General features: G+C 30.9%; 16 protein-coding genes. All 16 read left to right on the top strand.

Annotated features, from left to right (window positions below):
- Positions 1-393 precede the first annotated feature (393 nt).
- The 16 genes from ACJDTP_RS00530 to rpe all read left to right on the top strand — a co-directional run bounded on the left by ACJDTP_RS00530 (position 394) and on the right by rpe (position 15,886).
- Entirely contained in the window at positions 394-819 is a 426-nt protein-coding gene (locus tag ACJDTP_RS00530) for a PBECR3 domain-containing polyvalent protein (protein WP_078114843.1), read from the top strand.
- Positions 820-1,245: 426 nt separating this feature from the next.
- Positions 1,246-2,127: a YicC/YloC family endoribonuclease gene (locus ACJDTP_RS00525; protein ID WP_077840591.1), complete on the top strand. Its 882-nt coding sequence runs from the start codon at positions 1,246-1,248 to the stop codon at positions 2,125-2,127.
- A 14-nt stretch (positions 2,128-2,141) separates the two neighbouring features.
- The gene (gene remA, locus ACJDTP_RS00520; RefSeq protein ID WP_011968480.1) at positions 2,142-2,414 is read left to right on the top strand and encodes an extracellular matrix/biofilm regulator RemA; all 273 of its coding nucleotides are present in this window, start codon (positions 2,142-2,144) and stop codon (positions 2,412-2,414) included.
- Entirely contained in the window at positions 2,414-3,052 is a 639-nt protein-coding gene (gene gmk / locus ACJDTP_RS00515) for a guanylate kinase (protein WP_077840592.1), read from the top strand. The genes remA and gmk overlap by 1 nt, the downstream gene beginning before the upstream one ends.
- A complete protein-coding gene (gene rpoZ, locus ACJDTP_RS00510; protein ID WP_077840593.1) occupies positions 3,033-3,251 on the top strand; it encodes a DNA-directed RNA polymerase subunit omega in 219 nt (72 codons plus the stop codon). Before gmk ends, rpoZ begins: the two co-directional genes overlap by 20 nt.
- Position 3,252: 1 nt before the next feature.
- Positions 3,253-4,437, top strand: a complete 1,185-nt coding sequence (gene coaBC / locus ACJDTP_RS00505) for a bifunctional phosphopantothenoylcysteine decarboxylase/phosphopantothenate--cysteine ligase CoaBC (protein ID WP_077840594.1) — start codon at positions 3,253-3,255, stop codon at positions 4,435-4,437.
- Between the two features lie 179 nt (positions 4,438-4,616).
- Positions 4,617-6,815 (top strand): primosomal protein N', encoded by a 2,199-nt coding sequence (priA, locus tag ACJDTP_RS00500; protein ID WP_103698106.1) that lies wholly within the window; start codon positions 4,617-4,619, stop codon positions 6,813-6,815.
- A gap of 12 nt (positions 6,816-6,827) precedes the next feature.
- Positions 6,828-7,286, top strand: a complete 459-nt coding sequence (gene def, locus ACJDTP_RS00495) for a peptide deformylase (protein ID WP_077844578.1) — start codon at positions 6,828-6,830, stop codon at positions 7,284-7,286.
- A 22-nt stretch (positions 7,287-7,308) separates the two neighbouring features.
- On the top strand, positions 7,309-8,235 hold the full coding sequence (gene fmt / locus ACJDTP_RS00490; protein ID WP_406760192.1) for a methionyl-tRNA formyltransferase: 927 nt from the start codon (positions 7,309-7,311) through the stop codon (positions 8,233-8,235).
- Between the two features lie 15 nt (positions 8,236-8,250).
- The gene (locus ACJDTP_RS00485) at positions 8,251-8,943 is read left to right on the top strand and encodes a zinc metallopeptidase (RefSeq protein ID WP_103698108.1); all 693 of its coding nucleotides are present in this window, start codon (positions 8,251-8,253) and stop codon (positions 8,941-8,943) included.
- 14 nt (positions 8,944-8,957) lie between these two features.
- Entirely contained in the window at positions 8,958-10,277 is a 1,320-nt protein-coding gene (gene rsmB, locus ACJDTP_RS00480; protein WP_077840599.1) for a 16S rRNA (cytosine(967)-C(5))-methyltransferase RsmB, read from the top strand.
- A gap of 11 nt (positions 10,278-10,288) precedes the next feature.
- Positions 10,289-11,350 (top strand): dual-specificity RNA methyltransferase RlmN, encoded by a 1,062-nt coding sequence (rlmN, locus tag ACJDTP_RS00475; RefSeq protein ID WP_103698109.1) that lies wholly within the window; start codon positions 10,289-10,291, stop codon positions 11,348-11,350.
- Positions 11,334-12,053, top strand: coding sequence for a Stp1/IreP family PP2C-type Ser/Thr phosphatase (locus tag ACJDTP_RS00470; RefSeq protein ID WP_077844574.1), 720 nt, complete (start codon positions 11,334-11,336; stop codon positions 12,051-12,053). Before rlmN ends, ACJDTP_RS00470 begins: the two co-directional genes overlap by 17 nt.
- Position 12,054: 1 nt before the next feature.
- The gene (gene pknB / locus ACJDTP_RS00465; RefSeq protein ID WP_103698110.1) at positions 12,055-14,001 is read left to right on the top strand and encodes a Stk1 family PASTA domain-containing Ser/Thr kinase; all 1,947 of its coding nucleotides are present in this window, start codon (positions 12,055-12,057) and stop codon (positions 13,999-14,001) included.
- Positions 14,002-14,375: 374 nt separating this feature from the next.
- A complete protein-coding gene (rsgA, locus tag ACJDTP_RS00460; protein WP_078114848.1) occupies positions 14,376-15,248 on the top strand; it encodes a ribosome small subunit-dependent GTPase A in 873 nt (290 codons plus the stop codon).
- On the top strand, positions 15,242-15,886 hold the full coding sequence (gene rpe / locus ACJDTP_RS00455) for a ribulose-phosphate 3-epimerase (protein ID WP_077838829.1): 645 nt from the start codon (positions 15,242-15,244) through the stop codon (positions 15,884-15,886). Before rsgA ends, rpe begins: the two co-directional genes overlap by 7 nt.
- Position 15,887: the final 1 nt, after the last annotated feature.

The raw sequence follows: 15,887 nt of genomic DNA, 5'->3' as shown, positions 1-15,887 counted from the left end.
ATTTTATATTGTAGTTAAGTAAATTAGTTATATTAGTGATACTACATATTAGGCATAATCAAGAGAATAACGAGTGCATATGCCAAGCCTATTTTCAAGTACATGGGGAGGCTCGACTCGCTGCAATCCATGAGCAAGTGATTCGCACTTAATTATAGGTTTTTGTTCTCAGCTCACGGGGGCAGAGAGCCAAAATAGGCTAGATATAAGAGAAATATGTTTCCGTGCCTAATGAAAATAATCGTGGTATTTTGGACTCGTTTTTCTCGTATATGCCTTATGTATTGTGAAGTAATAAAATCAACACTTTTTTACCATGATTTTTTATTTAAGTGGTGGAAAAATACATACTACTGGGATATAATAAAAGAAAGGATATAAATGAGGGGTATTATGAAAAGAGAGTATAAAGCTTATAAGAAAGTTGGTAAAATTAAAATCTCTATAAGTGAGCTCTTAGAGCTTGATTTACCTAGAATAGTTTATGCCTCTCCAGGTGTTGTAAACCATATAAAAAAAAGACATGGTAGGCAATTCACAAAAAAAATCAAGGATAATATAATAGATACTATAGAAAAAGTGATTAAAGATCCACAATATGTTGGTGTAAATTATAAGAGATCAGTTGGTGACTCTCTTGAATTAGTTAAGAAGATTGATAATATTATCTTACTTTTAGGATTGGAAGTTGATTTAGAAGATCAATATATATATGTCGCAACTATGTATCCAATAACATTGTCAAAAATGAATGCTAGAATATATAGGGGAAGATTAATAAAAGTTGAAGATAGTGAATTAAAAGAAAATATATTATAATTAATTTTGAAATAAATTTTGTTTTTTGAGGTGAGAAAAGGCTCCTCACGCGCTAGTCTTAGTAATCAGAGATGCAGGATACGCCGACCTGCCAAAAAATAAATTATATTAGAGAGATTACTTAACAATGGTTTAATAAATAGTTGTTAAGTAATCTTTTGCTATTTAAATAGATAAAACAACTATAATCTATACTTATGCGTATAGCTCACCGAAATGAATAATATACTTTTGTTCCAATTTCTAAGAAAATTCCACCTTTAACTTGTCACTAATTTTTAGTAAGTATATGAATTTAAAGATTTATCAAACTTGCAAATATAAATGTTAACAATTTGTGAACAGAATGTTGACATAGAAATTTATTATGATTATACTTAGTTAAGCAAACTCCAAATTGTTTAAAAGTTAAAAGGAGGTGTACAGTTGATAAGAAGTATGACTAGCTTTGGAAGAGCTCAAAGCGAAGATGGAAGAAAGTCAAGTTTCTCTATAGAGATGAAGAGCGTAAATCATAGATATTTAGATATAAATATAAGAATGCCTAGAACGATGTTGGCTTTAGAAGAGAAGATAAGGAAGATAATTAGTAAAAGATTAAATAGAGGTAAGGTTGATGTTTTTATTAATTATAAAGCCTATGGAAATAGCGTTGGGAAAGCAAATCTAAATATGAAGTTAGCTGAAGAGTATTATAAATGTTTAAAACAAATCCAAAGTGAATTGAATGTTATTGATGATATATCTACAACTAAAATAGCTAAATTTCCTGATGTTATTACATTGGAAGAGTTGGATGATGATTTAGATGATATTTTTAGTGAGATATCGCCTCTGATTGAATCGGCTCTAGATTTAATGAATGATATGAGATGCAAAGAGGGCGAAAAATTAAAAGTTGATATTTTATCAAAAATTGAAATTATAGAGAATTACGTTGAAGAAATAGAAAAGGTAGCTGACAGTATCCCTAAGAATTACAAGAAGAAACTTGAAGAAAGATTGGAAGAATTATTATCTGGTGTTGATATAGATGAAAGCAGGATAGCATTAGAAGTGGCTATTCTTTCAGATAAGGCAGCAGTAGATGAAGAAATAACAAGACTCAGAAGTCATTTAGACCAAATGAAAAGTACCTTAGATTTAGATGAACCTATTGGAAGAAAATTAGATTTCATAATTCAAGAAATGAATAGAGAAGCTAATACTATAGCATCTAAATCAACAGAAATAAATATGACTAACAAAGTAATAGAGATAAAAAATACCATTGAAAAAATAAGAGAACAAGTTCAAAACATTGAATAATTAGGAGGTAAAAAATGGGAATAAAGTTAATAAACATAGGCTTTGGGAATATAGTCTCTGCTAATAGATTAGTTGCAATTGTGAGTCCTGAATCAGCACCTATTAAAAGAATTATTCAAGAAGCAAGAGATAGAGGTATGCTAATAGATGCTACTTACGGAAGAAGAACTAGAGCTGTAATAATAACAGATAGCGATCATGTCATCTTATCAGCAGTTCAACCTGAAACAGTAGCTCATAGATTATCTACAAAAGATGATATGGCAGTTGATGAGGATGATGAATAATGATTACTAAAGGGAGAGGTCTATTAATAGTTATATCAGGACCGTCTGGTGCTGGAAAAGGTACTATATGTAAAAGATTTATGGAGAAAAATAAGGATGTAATGTTGTCTGTATCGGCTACTACAAGATCTCCAAGAGCTGGAGAAGTAGAAGGTATTAATTACTTTTTTATGTCCAAAGAGCAGTTTGTAGAAAAGATAGAAAGTAATGATTTCTTAGAATATGCAGAAGTGTATGATAATTACTATGGTACACCTAAATCTAACGTTGAAGAAATGTTACAAAATGGGAAAGATGTTATTCTAGAAATAGATATACAAGGTGCATTAAAAGTTAAAGAAAACACAAGAGAAGGAGTTTTTGTATTTATTCTTCCACCATCTATGGAAGAGTTAAAACAAAGAATCATTAACAGGGGCAGTGAAACTCAAGAATCTCTAATGAAGAGATTTAAATCAGCGTATAAGGAAATTAATTTTATTTCTAAATATAATTATGCTGTAGTAAATGATAAAGTAGAGATAGCTGTAGAAAAATTAGAAGCTATAATATCTGCTGAAAAATGCAGAGTAGATAGAATAAAAGATAGTATATTAGATTCAAAGGAGGGAATTATTCATGAACAACTCTATGATTAGTCCATCAGTAGTAGACTTATTAGAAAAGGTACATGACAGATATTCTTTAGTAATTTTAACATCAAAAAGAGCTAGACAAATAATAGAAGGTGCAGAACCTCAGATTTCAATAAAATCAAATAAACCTTTAACAATTGCAATAAATGAAGTAGATCAAGATGCAGTTGAATTTGAAATTTTAGAAGAAGGTCTTAAATAAAATGAAAAAGAATTTAGTGTTGGGTGTAAGTGGTGGAATTGCAGTATATAAGGCATTAGAAATAGTAAGTTTACTTGTTAAAAAAGATATTAATGTTAATGTAATTATGACAGAATCAGCTACTAAATTTGTGACCCCATTATCATTTCAATCTTTAAGTCAGAATATGGTTACATGCGATATGTTTGCAGAACCGAAAGCTTGGGAGATTCAACATATAAGCTTAGCAGAAAAAGCAGATGTATTCTTAGTAGCACCTGCTACAGCTAATATAATAGGTAAAGTTGCAAATGGAATAGCAGATGATATGCTTTCGACTACAATAATGGCAACTAAGGCAAAAGTGATTTTTGCACCTGCAATGAATACCAATATGTATGAGAATCCTATAGTCCAAGAAAACATTAAGAAATTAAAGTCACTTGGATATGAATTTATAGACCCAGCTGAAGGAAGACTTGCTTGTGGAACAAGCGGTAAAGGTAAACTTGAAAGTCCTGAAATTATTGTTGACAAAGTTTTAATGGAATTAAATGAAAATAAAGATTTGCTAAATAAAAATGTTGTAGTAACAGCAGGTCCAACTATAGCACCTGTAGATCCTGTGAGGTTTATTACAAATAGATCAACTGGAAAAATGGGTTATGCTATAGCAAAGGAAGCACGAAATAGAGGAGCCAATGTAACATTAATATCTGGACCAACATCAATAATAGCTCCAAAAGATATTAATGTTGTAGAGGTTTCTACCAATGAAGAAATGAAAAATGAAGTTATGAACATATTTGATGAAGCAGATATAGTAATAAAGTCAGCTGCAGTTGCAGATTATAAGCCTAAAAATTATAGCACACAGAAAATAAAAAAAGGTGACGGAGAGCTTTGCATAGAATTTATTAGAGATAATGATATTCTAATGGAGCTTGGAAGCAAAAAGAAAAATCAAATTCTAGTAGGATTTGCGGCTGAAAGCCAAGAGTTAAAAGACAATGCTATGTCAAAACTACAAAGAAAAAATTTAGATTATATTGTAGCAAACGATATAACAGCAAGTGATACTGGGTTTGCCTCAGAAGATAATAAAGTAATAATCTTGTCTAAAGAAGGTAAGGAAATTTACTTGGATAAGATGAGCAAAGAAAAAATTGCAACTAACTTATTTGATATTATACTTGAGAAGCGCTAGAATTTGCGCTTCTTTTATTAATATTGGAAATACTTATACATATAATACACAAATGAGGGTAGATGTATAGGAATGAAATAGTTTTGATTATTAGCTTTTACGTAATAATCAGAAGGTAATTATCTAATATTGAATATTGTTAATATAAGATTAGATGTGAGGTGATAGGTATAAATATCATGTATGCTGAAATAATTATAAATAGTGATGCTTTGGAAATTGATAAGCCATTTACATACAAAGTACCTAGCGAACTTCAGGATAAAATAGGAATAGGATTTAGAGTAAAAGTGCCTTTTGGGCCTAAAAGCAGACCAATAGAAGGCTTTGTATTTTCAATATTACAGGAAGATGATTTAATTAATTTCAATTATAGAGTGAAAGAGATTTTAAATATATGTGATGATTATGCTATATTAACAAACTATGATATGGAAGTAATTAAATTTTTAAGAAGAAAGTATTTATGTAAATTTATTGATGCAATTCGCCTTATGATTCCTGTTGGAATTATGAAGGGGCTAAGGGAAAAAAAGAAAAAAGTAGTTTTAGTAAATGAAGAAATACAAGCGGATCAGCTGGATAAAGAAAATTACAAAAAATTATATGATTTCATAGCCAGCAACAATGGGATTTATACAAAAACAGAAATTGTTAGTAATGGATGCTTCTCTTTATACTTATTAAATAAGTTAATAGAAAAAGGTATACTAAGGACAGAAGAACAAACAGTATTTAGATACAACACTCGAATATATGATACTGATAGTAATAAGAAACTTACAGTAGAGCAGGAAAACTGTCTTAATACGATTTTAAACAGTCCTGATCAAAAATATCTAATAAAAGGTGTTACGGGATCGGGGAAGACAGAAGTATATATAAGACTAGTTGAAGAGATGTTAAGTCAAAATAAAAGTACAATTGTTTTAGTTCCGGAAATTTCATTAACCCCTCAGATGATTGAACGATTTAAAGGCCGATTTGGAGAGAATGTTGCACTTTTTCATAGCAGGTTAAGTGATGGTGAAAGATTTGATGAGTGGTATAGAGTAAAAGAAGGGAAAGCTAAATTAGTTATAGGAGCACGAAGTGCCTTGTTTTTACCGCTTCAGGATCTTGGACTTATTATAATTGATGAAGAACATGAAAATACATATAAATCAGAACATAATCCTAAATATCATACTAGAGAAGTAAGTGAGTTCATATGTGAAATTAAGGGCTGTAAATTAGTTATGGGGTCAGCAACTCCTAGCGTTGAAAGCTATTACAAAGCTATCAGAGGTGAATATAAGTTAATAGAAATGCATAAAAGGACTAATGGAAAAGAAATGCCGCATATGGAAATAATGGATATGAGGGAAGAGCTGAAAAGTAAGAATTTATCATTGTTCAGTAGAAAACTTTTAGCTGAAATAGAGGCAACTTTAAAAAATAAGAAGCAGGTAATTTTATTTTTAAACAGAAGAGGGTATTCAACATTTATTTCGTGTAGAAGTTGTGGATATGTATTTAAATGTCCAGAATGCGATGTTTCTATGACATACCATAAAAATGGATATTTGATATGCCATTACTGCGGAAGGGCAGAGAAATCAAAAACTGTATGTCCAAAATGTAATAGTAAATATGTGAAATTTTTTGGAGCAGGAACAGAACGTGTTGAACTAGAAGTGAAAAAATATTTTCCGAAATCAAGAGTATTGAGAATGGATGTTGACACTACACGGCATAAAAATTCTCATGAATCCATTTATAATTGTTTTAAAAATGGAGAAGCAGACATATTAATTGGAACACAAATGGTGTCAAAAGGATTAGATTTTAAAAATGTTACACTGGTTGGAGTTTTAGCGGCAGACATGTCTCTGAATTTGCCTGATTACAGAGCTTCTGAAAGAACATATCAAATAATAACGCAGGTTGCGGGCAGGTCTGGAAGAGGTGAAGATGAAGGCAAGGTAATAGTTCAAAGCTATACGCCAAACCACTATAGTTTAAAGTGTGCTCAAGAAGAGGATTATGAATCTCTATTTAAAGAAGAAATAAAGATTAGAAGGTTGATGGAAAATCCTCCTTTTGGTAAAATATTATTAATTGTTGGATCTTCGAAATTTGAAGAAAAATTAACAAAATTTATGTATACTTTAGAGGCTGATTTGAAAAAATTAGTAGTAGATGATCTTACTATTCTCGGACCAGTTCCTTGTATAATTTCTAAATTAAAAGAAAATTACAGATGGCAGATAATAATAAAAGGAAATTTTGATGATGAGTTTAGTGAAAAAGTTAAAGATACACTTTATCTATTAAATAAGAGTGTATATAATGAAATAAGGGTTAGTATAGATATTAATCCTAATAATATGACATAGGGGGAATACAAAATGGCATTAAGAAATATAAGAAAATATGGTGATGACGTACTAAGAAAGAAATGCAGAGAAGTTGATAAAATAGATGCTAGACTATTGACATTAATTGAAGATATGAAAGAAACAATGTATGACGCTGACGGCGTTGGTCTTGCAGCTCCTCAGGTTGGGATATTAAAGAGATTATTTGTTGTAGATATTGGAGATGGACCACTAGTATTTATTAATCCAGAAATAATAGAAACAAGTGGGTCTCAAATAGACGAAGAAGGATGCCTTAGTTTACCAGGAGAAACAGAAGAAGTTATGAGACCTAATTACGTTAGAGCGAAAGCTTTAAATGAAAAGGGAGAAGAATTCGAAATAGAAGCTGAAGAGTTACTTGCAAGAGCTATATTACATGAATATGACCATTTAAATGGAACTTTATTTATAGATAGAGTTAAAGGTAGAGGGGCTTCAAAAAAATAAATACTGATAGGAGGATAATATAATGAATATAGTATTTATGGGTACTCCTGATTTTGCAGTTCCTTCTTTGCAAAGAATGATTAAAGAGTACAATGTTACTGCTATTTTGACTCAACCAGACAAACCAAAGGGTAGAGGAAAGAAAATGGCATACTCTGCAGTTAAAGAAGAAGGATTAAAACATGAAATCCCAATATACCAGCCAGTAAAGTTAAAAAATGATAGAGATTTGATAGAGAAATTAAAAGAGCTCAAACCAGATTTTATTATAGTAGTGGCATTTGGGCAGATTTTAACTAAAGAAGTATTAGATATACCAAAGTATGGATGTATAAATCTTCATGCATCTTTGCTTCCAATGTATAGAGGTGCTGCACCACTAAATTGGGCAATAATAAATGGAGAGAAGATTTCTGGAAATACCACAATGCTTATGGATGTTGGTTTAGATACAGGAGATATGATTCTTAAGGATGAAGTTGAAATTCCTAATAATATGACAACTGGTGAATTACATGATATATTAATGATTAGAGGAGCAGACTTACTTGTAAAAAGTATAGAGGGAATTTCTAAAGGAGAGATAGTTCCAGAAAAGCAAGGAAATGAGACTTTTTATGCCAAGATGCTTGATAAGAACATCGCTAATATAGATTGGAATAAAAGTGCTGAAGAGATTCATAACTTAGTTAGAGGACTAAATCCATGGCCAATTGCTTACACCGATTATAAGAATGAAAGAATGAAGATATATGAAACAGAAGTTCTAAGAGAAAAAAGCAACAAAGAACCTGGTACTATTATAGATGTAAGCAAAAATGGAGTGAAAGTTTCATGTAAGGAAGATGTTCTCTTAATAAAAAGAGTACAGTTTCCTAATGGTAAGCCTTTGGCAATAGAACAATATATTAATGGACATGAAATAGAGGAAAATATAATTTTACAATAATGGAGTTGATGTTTAATGCATTTTTATCCGTTTTTTGATCCAACAATGATATTATTAGTTCCAGCTATAATAATTTCATTTTGGGCTCAATCCAAAATTAATAGTGCGTATAGTAAGTATAGCCAAGTAAGAACAATAAATGGATATACTGGTCAACAAGTTGCAAGAATGATGTTAGATGAAGCTGGGCTTTTTGATGTTAGAATAGAATTGATAAATTCAAAGCTTGGAGATCATTACGATCCTACAAGTAAAATCCTCAGACTGTCCCCAGAGGTATATTCAGGTGGATCTATTTCTTCAGCAGGCATAGCTGCCCATGAGGTTGGGCATGCATTGCAGCATAAAGAAAGGTATGCTCCACTAGTAATAAGAAATTCTATTGTGCCAGTTGTAAATATTGGCTCAAATGTATCATGGATGCTATTCTTTGTTGGTATATTATTAGGTTTTAAGGGATTAACTACACTTGGAATAATTCTATTTTCAGGAGTTGTAATTTTTCAGCTAATAACATTACCTGTAGAGTTTGATGCATCTACCAGAGCTTTGAATATATTAAAGTCTAGAGGAATATTATATGGTGACGAAACTAAAAGTGCACAAAAGGTTTTAGACGCAGCAGCAATGACATATGTAGCTGCAACGTTAATGGCAGTATCACAGTTAATAAGATTAATTGCTATAAGCAATAGAAGAAATGATTAGTAAAGAGGTAGCGTATGAATTGTAGAAAATTAGCAGTAAAGATATTAGGAAGAGTCTTAAATGAAGGGGCTTACTCTAATATAGTATTAGCAAAAGAGTTAAATGAAGCAGAATTAAGTGATAAAGATAAAGCACTATTGACTGAAATTGTCTATGGAGTTTTAAGAAGGAAAAAAACATTAGATATTATAATTTCAAACTTTGTAAAAGACCTTAAGTTAATGAATAAAGATATCTTAAATATTTTAAGAGTAGCAATATATCAAATGAACTTTTTGGATAAGATACCTAGCTATGCTGCTTGTAATGAAGCAGTAGAGGAAGCTAAAGAAATATCAGAAAATGATTCAAAGTTAGTAAATGGAATACTTAGAAATTTCACTAAAAATCCTGATGATATTGAAGTTCTAGGAAATAAAATTGATGAATATGCATATAAGTTTTCATTTGAACCTTGGATGATAAGACTTTTAATAAAACAATATGGTGAAAATGTATCAAAGAAAATAATGTCTGGATTAAATTCAATCCCACAAGTAAGTGTTAGAGTAAATGAACTTAAAGCAGATTATGATGAAGTCTTTGAAAAATTAGAAGAACTTGAATATGAAGTTGAAGAAGGCGCTATTTGCCCAGAAGCAATTTGCATAAAAGGTGGTAAATCTATAGAAAATAATCCGCTATTCCAAGAAGGAAAAATCACAGTTCAAGATGAAAGTGCAATGATTATAGCACCATTATTAGAATTGGAAGAAGGAATGACAGTTACAGATTTGTGTAGTGCACCTGGTGGTAAAACTACTCATATTGCTGAAATACTTCAAAACACTGGAAAAGTATTAGCGTATGATCTTCATGAATCTAAACTTGGATTAATAAAAGAAAATTGTGAGAGATTAGGTATAACTAACGTTGAAGTTAATACAAGTGATGCAACTAAATTAAACCCAGATTTAATAGCATCTAGTGATAGAATCTTAATAGATGTTCCTTGTTCAGGGCTTGGAATAATAAGAAAAAAACCGGAAATAAAGTGGAACAAGACAAGAAATGAATTAAGAGAAATTATAAAAATTCAAAGAGATATAATGGAATGTGCATGGATGTATTTAAAAGAGGATGGAATAATGATATATTCAACTTGTACATTAAATAAAGAAGAAAATGAAGAAAATATTGAGTGGTTTGTTAGCAGACATAAAGACTGTAGCGTGAAAAAGATCTTTATTGGTAAACAAGATAACTTAGTATACAATAGAGATGGTTCTCTAACTATTATGCCAAATGAAAATATGGATGGATTCTTTGTGGCTAAATTAGAAAAAAGACAATAGTAGGTGAATAAATGAACAATTTGCTAGATTTTACTTTAGAAGAACTTAAAGCATGGATGAAGGAAAATGGTGAAAGTGCATTTAGAGGTCAACAAATATTATCATGGATTTATAAAGGTGTTAAAGAATTCGATGATATGAGAAATATACCAAAGCCATTAGTACACAAACTAAAAGAAAATTTTTTTGTAGGTTTGCCAAAGATAATAGAAGTATATAAATCTAATATAGATGGTACAGAAAAATTCTTGTTAGGATTTAAGGATGGAAACTTAATAGAATCTGTACTAATGAGATATAAGCATGGAAATTCCATATGCATATCCACTCAAGTTGGATGTGCGATGGGATGCAAATTTTGCGCATCTACAATTGAAGGTAAAGTTAGAAATCTTACAACTGGAGAAATTTTATCGCAAATTATGGTTGTTCAAGATTATATCAATGAAAGGATTTCTAACGTCGTATTAATGGGAAGTGGTGAACCACTTGATAATTATGATAATGTTATGAAGTTTCTAAAAATAGTTTCTGCCGAATATGGATTAAATATTGGGCAGAGACATATAACATTATCTACTTGTGGAATTGTACCTAAGATATACGAATTAGCAGGTAAAGAACTTAGTATAACTCTAGCTATATCGTTACATGCATTTAGTAATGATAAGAGAAAAGAGATTATGCCTATAGCTAATAGGTATAGTATTGAGGAAGTATTAGAAGCTTGTAGATATTATATAAGCAAAACTAATAGGAGAATTACGTTTGAGTATGCACTAGTGAAAGACGTAAATGATGGCAGAGAAGATGCAAAAGCATTAGGCAAATTGTTAAAAGGTATGCTTTGTCATGTTAATTTGATACCAGTAAATGAAATAAAGGAAAATACATATAAGAGATCTTCAAAAAAGGCGATAGAAGATTTTTCGGAAATACTAAAAAATCATGGAATAGAAGTTACTACAAGACGTGAAATGGGAAGTGACATTAATGCAGCATGTGGACAACTTAGAAGAAGTTACATAAATACCCAAGAAATAGAGGGGGAGCAAAATGGTAGGTTTAGTTAGTGATGTTGGGTTAAGGCGGACATTAAATGAAGACTCTGCTTCGTATTTAGAAAGAGACGAATTCAAGATTTATGTAGTGGCAGATGGAATGGGTGGACATAATGCAGGAGAAGTGGCCAGCCAGATGGCTGCAACGAATATTGTTGATTACGTAAAAGAAAACTTTTCTTCTAGTAAAGCAGAAAATTTACTTGTAGAAGCTATAGAGAAAGTAAATAAAGATATATTTACTTTCTCTAACACTAGCGAAAATTTAAGTGGAATGGGAACTACTGTTACAACTTGTTTTATGACTAAAAATTTTATACAGGTTGCAAATGTAGGTGATAGTTGTTGTTTTGCAGTTAAAAACAATGAAATTAAAAAGATTACTAAAGATCATTCTTTAGTACAAGAACTAGTTGATATTGGGAGTATAAGTGAAAAAGAGGCGGAAAATCATCCTAAGAAAAATATTATTACAAGAGCATTAGGAACTAGCATTAATGTGAATGTAGATATATTTCAGTTAGAGAACAGAGAATATGACCTTTATATATTGTGTTCAGATGGATTGACAAATGAATTAACTAAAGAAGAGATTCTACAAGTCGTCACTGAAGGAGAAAGTTATGTAAACATTGCTAATAAACTTGTATACTTGGCAAAGCAAAACGGTGGCAGAGATAATATAACAGTATTGTTGTTTGGAGGAGAGATGTAGCATGGATGGAATTGTACTTGGAAACAGATACGAGTTGTTAGAAAAAATAGGGGAAGGCGGAATGTCAGAAGTATTTAAGGCAAGAGACAATAAATTAAATAGGTTTGTTGCAGTTAAAATACTTAAGAAAGAACTTTGCGACAACCCTGATATTGTAGAAAAATTTAAAGGTGAGGCAACAGCTGTTGCAGCCTTATCTGACAATAATATAGTAAATATACTAGATGTAGGAACACAGGATGAAATAAATTATATTGTAATGGAATATGTTAAAGGAAAAACATTAAAAGATATTATAAAACAAGTTGGAAAGATGAATTATGAAACAGCTATATCAGTTGCAATTCAAATAGCCAAAGCTTTAGATTGTGCTCATAGAAACAATATAATACATAGAGATGTTAAGCCACAAAATATTTTAGTAACAGAAGATGGAGTTATGAAAGTAACTGATTTTGGAATAGCAAAATCATCAAATTCTGAAACTATTACAAATACTAGTACAATAATGGGATCTGCTCATTATCTTTCTCCAGAACAAGCAAAAGGAAATTTTATTGATTGTAGAACGGATTTATATTCATTAGGAGTTGTATTATATGAAATGGTTACTGGAAATCTCCCATTCCAAGCAGATACTGCTGTAACTATAGCTTTAAAACATCTTCAGGAAGAGGTTGTTCCGCCAAAAAGTGTTAATTCAAAAATTCCTGAGAGTTTAAATCAATTAATTTTAAAAGCAATGGAAAAGGACCCTATTAAGAGATATCAGAATGCTAAGGAAATGATCTCAGATCTCCAAAGAATAAAGGATGACCCTAATGCAAAGATAGATAAAGAAGACGACAATGATCATACGATAATAATGTCTGCCGTAACTGAACAGATATCAAAGCAAGAGGAAAAGTTGCCCAATAAAAAAGATGATGACTATGATGATGAAGACGATGATGATTATTACTACGAAGATGATGAAGATGAAAAAGGCAGTGGAATAAACAAGAAGAGAATAATGAAAATAACAATAGGTGTAGTTTTAGCATTACTATTAATAGTTTTAGGTGTTGCAGCTTTTAAAATGGTTAGTTCTGCTACTGCTAACAGTAAGGAAGTTCAGGTTCCTGACATAGTAGGAAAGAATGTGGATGATGGGAAGAAAGCACTTGAAGCTTTAAATTTAGTTTTAGTAGAAGGTGGAACTGAAGCAAGCGATCAGCCAGAAGGAACTATTCTTAAGATGAATCCAGATGCTGGAACTAAAGTTAAAGAAAAAAGTCAGATTAGAGTCATTGTAAGTGGAGGAGCAACAAAACTTAAGATGCCTGATTTAAAGGAGTATGATATAGATACTGCAACTACTATTTTAAAATCCTTTGGACTTAAGATTAGTGATAAAAGCGAAGCTTTTAGCGATAGTATACCAGAAGGACAAATAATAAGTCAAACTCCGAAAAAAGATACTGAAGTAACAGCAGATGATAAGATAACAGTCGTTGTAAGTAAAGGACCGGAAGTTAAGACTACAAAAGTACCTGGTGTAGTGGGTAAAGACCAAGATACAGCTACAGGTGAATTACAAGATGCTGGTTTAAAAGTATCTGTAAATTCCCAAGAAACACAAGATGAAAGCCAAAATGGTAAAGTTTTAAAACAAACAGGAGAAGGAAATAGAGTAGAGCAGGGTACTACAATTGTTATAACAGTTGGTAAATATGTTGCAAAACAAGATCCGCCTGTAACTAATAATCCTCCTCAAGGAAATACTAAGCCAGGTGGAAATGGAAGTACTCCTGATAAAAACACTGGAGGAACAGGTGGTACTACTACTGATACACCAGGAAAGACTCCTAATACTCCAGGTACAACTAATCCTACAGGCCCATGGGATGATACAAATAACAGCCAAAACAACACTCAAACTAAAACATCAAATCAAAACCATCAATAATAAGGTAAGGAGAGGTTGATAAAAACCTCTCCTTCTATGATATATATGTTGCAATTCACAATGCATATTTCACAATTCACAATTATGGCTAAAATTCTTAAAATATTTTTAGAATTATGATGAAGAATTATTTTTGCAATATATATTTGTATTTAGACCTACATTAAATCTCTAAAAAGAAAATATACTATGATAGAAAATACTAATTTAGAAATTTAATATATTTTGCAATTAAGTTGTTAAGTTCTAGTCGGGTTTAGGCACTTGGTTTATTAAAATCTTAAACTTACGTTTATCTGATTAATTATTGCAGCATATATTAACATTCTATAGAAGAATATATAAATTTATTTTATAAGTTATGGAGGGAAATTATGAATGGAAAAATAATAAAGGGCATAGGAGGCTTTTATTATATTAAGACAGATGAAGGCTTAATAGAATGTAAAGCTAGAGGGAAATTTAGACATAAGGACATAAAGCCTATGGTAGGGGATGATGTTACAATTAAGATGGAACATGGAAAAGGCGTTATTGAAGAGATACATAAGAGAAAATCTCAATTGGTTAGACCTACTGTGGCAAATGTTTCTTTAGCATTTGTTGTTTTTGCAGTTAAGAATCCAGACATAAATTTTGATTTATTAAATAAGTTTTTAATTCTATGTGAATATAATAACATTGAGGTTATAGTTTGCTTGAATAAGATAGATTTAGTATCGGAAGAAGAAAGAGAAGAAATAAAGAAGCGAATAAATGTCATAGGTTATGAGGTTCTTTTTATAAATGCTAAAAAAGGAATAGGAATAGAGCGGTTAGAAGAAAAGATTAGAGGAAATATAACAGTTTTTTGTGGACCATCAGGAGCAGGAAAGTCAACATTAATAAATAAGCTTTCCAACAAAGAACATATGGAAACAGGTAATGTAAGTGAGAAGCTTGGAAGAGGTAAGCATACTACAAGACATAGTGAGTTAATTGAGGTAGCGGACGGATATATCGTTGATACCCCTGGATTTTCTACACTAGAAATAAAAGATTTAATGGATAAAAATTCTTTAAAATATTGTTTTCCTGAATTTACACAGTATAATGATAAGTGTAAATATAGAGGTTGTTTACATTATAAAGAACCAAATTGTGCTCTAAAAGAGGCTGTAGAAAGCGAAAAGATTAATAGATACAGATATGAATTTTATGTAAGAGCATTAGAAGAAATAATTGAGGAGGAAAAAAATAAATGGTAAAGATTGCACCATCAATATTATCAGCGGATTTTTCAAAGTTAGGAGAGGACATAGAAAGAATAGATAAAGGAGGAGCAGATTTTATTCATATAGATGTAATGGATGGATCTTTTGTTCCTAATATATCTTTTGGTTTACCAGTTATAAAATCTATTAGAAATAGAACAAAGAAGGTATTTGACGTTCATTTAATGATAAATAATCCATCAAATTACATAGATGCTTTTATAGAGGCTGGGGCTGATATAATTACAATTCATCATGAGGCAGATAAACATATAGATAGGACAATTAATTATATTAAGTCAAAAGGAAAAAAAGCAGCGGTTTCTTTAAATCCAGGAACTCCAACAAGCGTATTGAAAGATTTAATACCAAGTTTAGATATGGTCTTGATAATGTCTGTTAATCCGGGATTTGGAGGACAAAAATTTATACCTTATTCTTTAGATAAGATTAGAGAGATAAAAGCACTTAGCGATAGATTGAACCCAGAGCTTTTAATAGAAGTTGATGGTGGTATTGATAAGACAAATGTTAAAGAGGTTATAGAAGCAGGTGCAAATGTCATTGTTGCAGGTTCAGCAGTATTTAATGGTGGGGAAATTGATGAGAATATAAAAGCTCTAAGGGGGTAAT

The organism is Candidatus Clostridium helianthi (assembly GCF_045310795.1).
GTDB lineage: Bacteria > Bacillota > Clostridia > Clostridiales > Clostridiaceae > Clostridium > Clostridium helianthi.
This window is presented reverse-complemented; position numbering and strand designations above follow the sequence as displayed.

Coding starts and splice junctions, on each gene's coding strand:
- ACJDTP_RS00530 (WP_078114843.1), top strand. CDS start 394: ATGAAAAGAGAGTATAAAGCTTATAAGAAAGTTGGTAAAATTAAAATC.
- remA (WP_011968480.1), top strand. CDS start 2,142: ATGGGAATAAAGTTAATAAACATAGGCTTTGGGAATATAGTCTCTGCT.
- gmk (WP_077840592.1), top strand. CDS start 2,414: ATGATTACTAAAGGGAGAGGTCTATTAATAGTTATATCAGGACCGTCT.
- rpoZ (WP_077840593.1), top strand. CDS start 3,033: ATGAACAACTCTATGATTAGTCCATCAGTAGTAGACTTATTAGAAAAG.
- coaBC (WP_077840594.1), top strand. CDS start 3,253: ATGAAAAAGAATTTAGTGTTGGGTGTAAGTGGTGGAATTGCAGTATAT.
- priA (WP_103698106.1), top strand. CDS start 4,617: ATGTATGCTGAAATAATTATAAATAGTGATGCTTTGGAAATTGATAAG.
- def (WP_077844578.1), top strand. CDS start 6,828: ATGGCATTAAGAAATATAAGAAAATATGGTGATGACGTACTAAGAAAG.
- fmt (WP_406760192.1), top strand. CDS start 7,309: ATGAATATAGTATTTATGGGTACTCCTGATTTTGCAGTTCCTTCTTTG.
- ACJDTP_RS00485 (WP_103698108.1), top strand. CDS start 8,251: ATGCATTTTTATCCGTTTTTTGATCCAACAATGATATTATTAGTTCCA.
- rsmB (WP_077840599.1), top strand. CDS start 8,958: ATGAATTGTAGAAAATTAGCAGTAAAGATATTAGGAAGAGTCTTAAAT.
- rlmN (WP_103698109.1), top strand. CDS start 10,289: ATGAACAATTTGCTAGATTTTACTTTAGAAGAACTTAAAGCATGGATG.
- ACJDTP_RS00470 (WP_077844574.1), top strand. CDS start 11,334: ATGGTAGGTTTAGTTAGTGATGTTGGGTTAAGGCGGACATTAAATGAA.
- pknB (WP_103698110.1), top strand. CDS start 12,055: ATGGATGGAATTGTACTTGGAAACAGATACGAGTTGTTAGAAAAAATA.
- rsgA (WP_078114848.1), top strand. CDS start 14,376: ATGAATGGAAAAATAATAAAGGGCATAGGAGGCTTTTATTATATTAAG.
- rpe (WP_077838829.1), top strand. CDS start 15,242: ATGGTAAAGATTGCACCATCAATATTATCAGCGGATTTTTCAAAGTTA.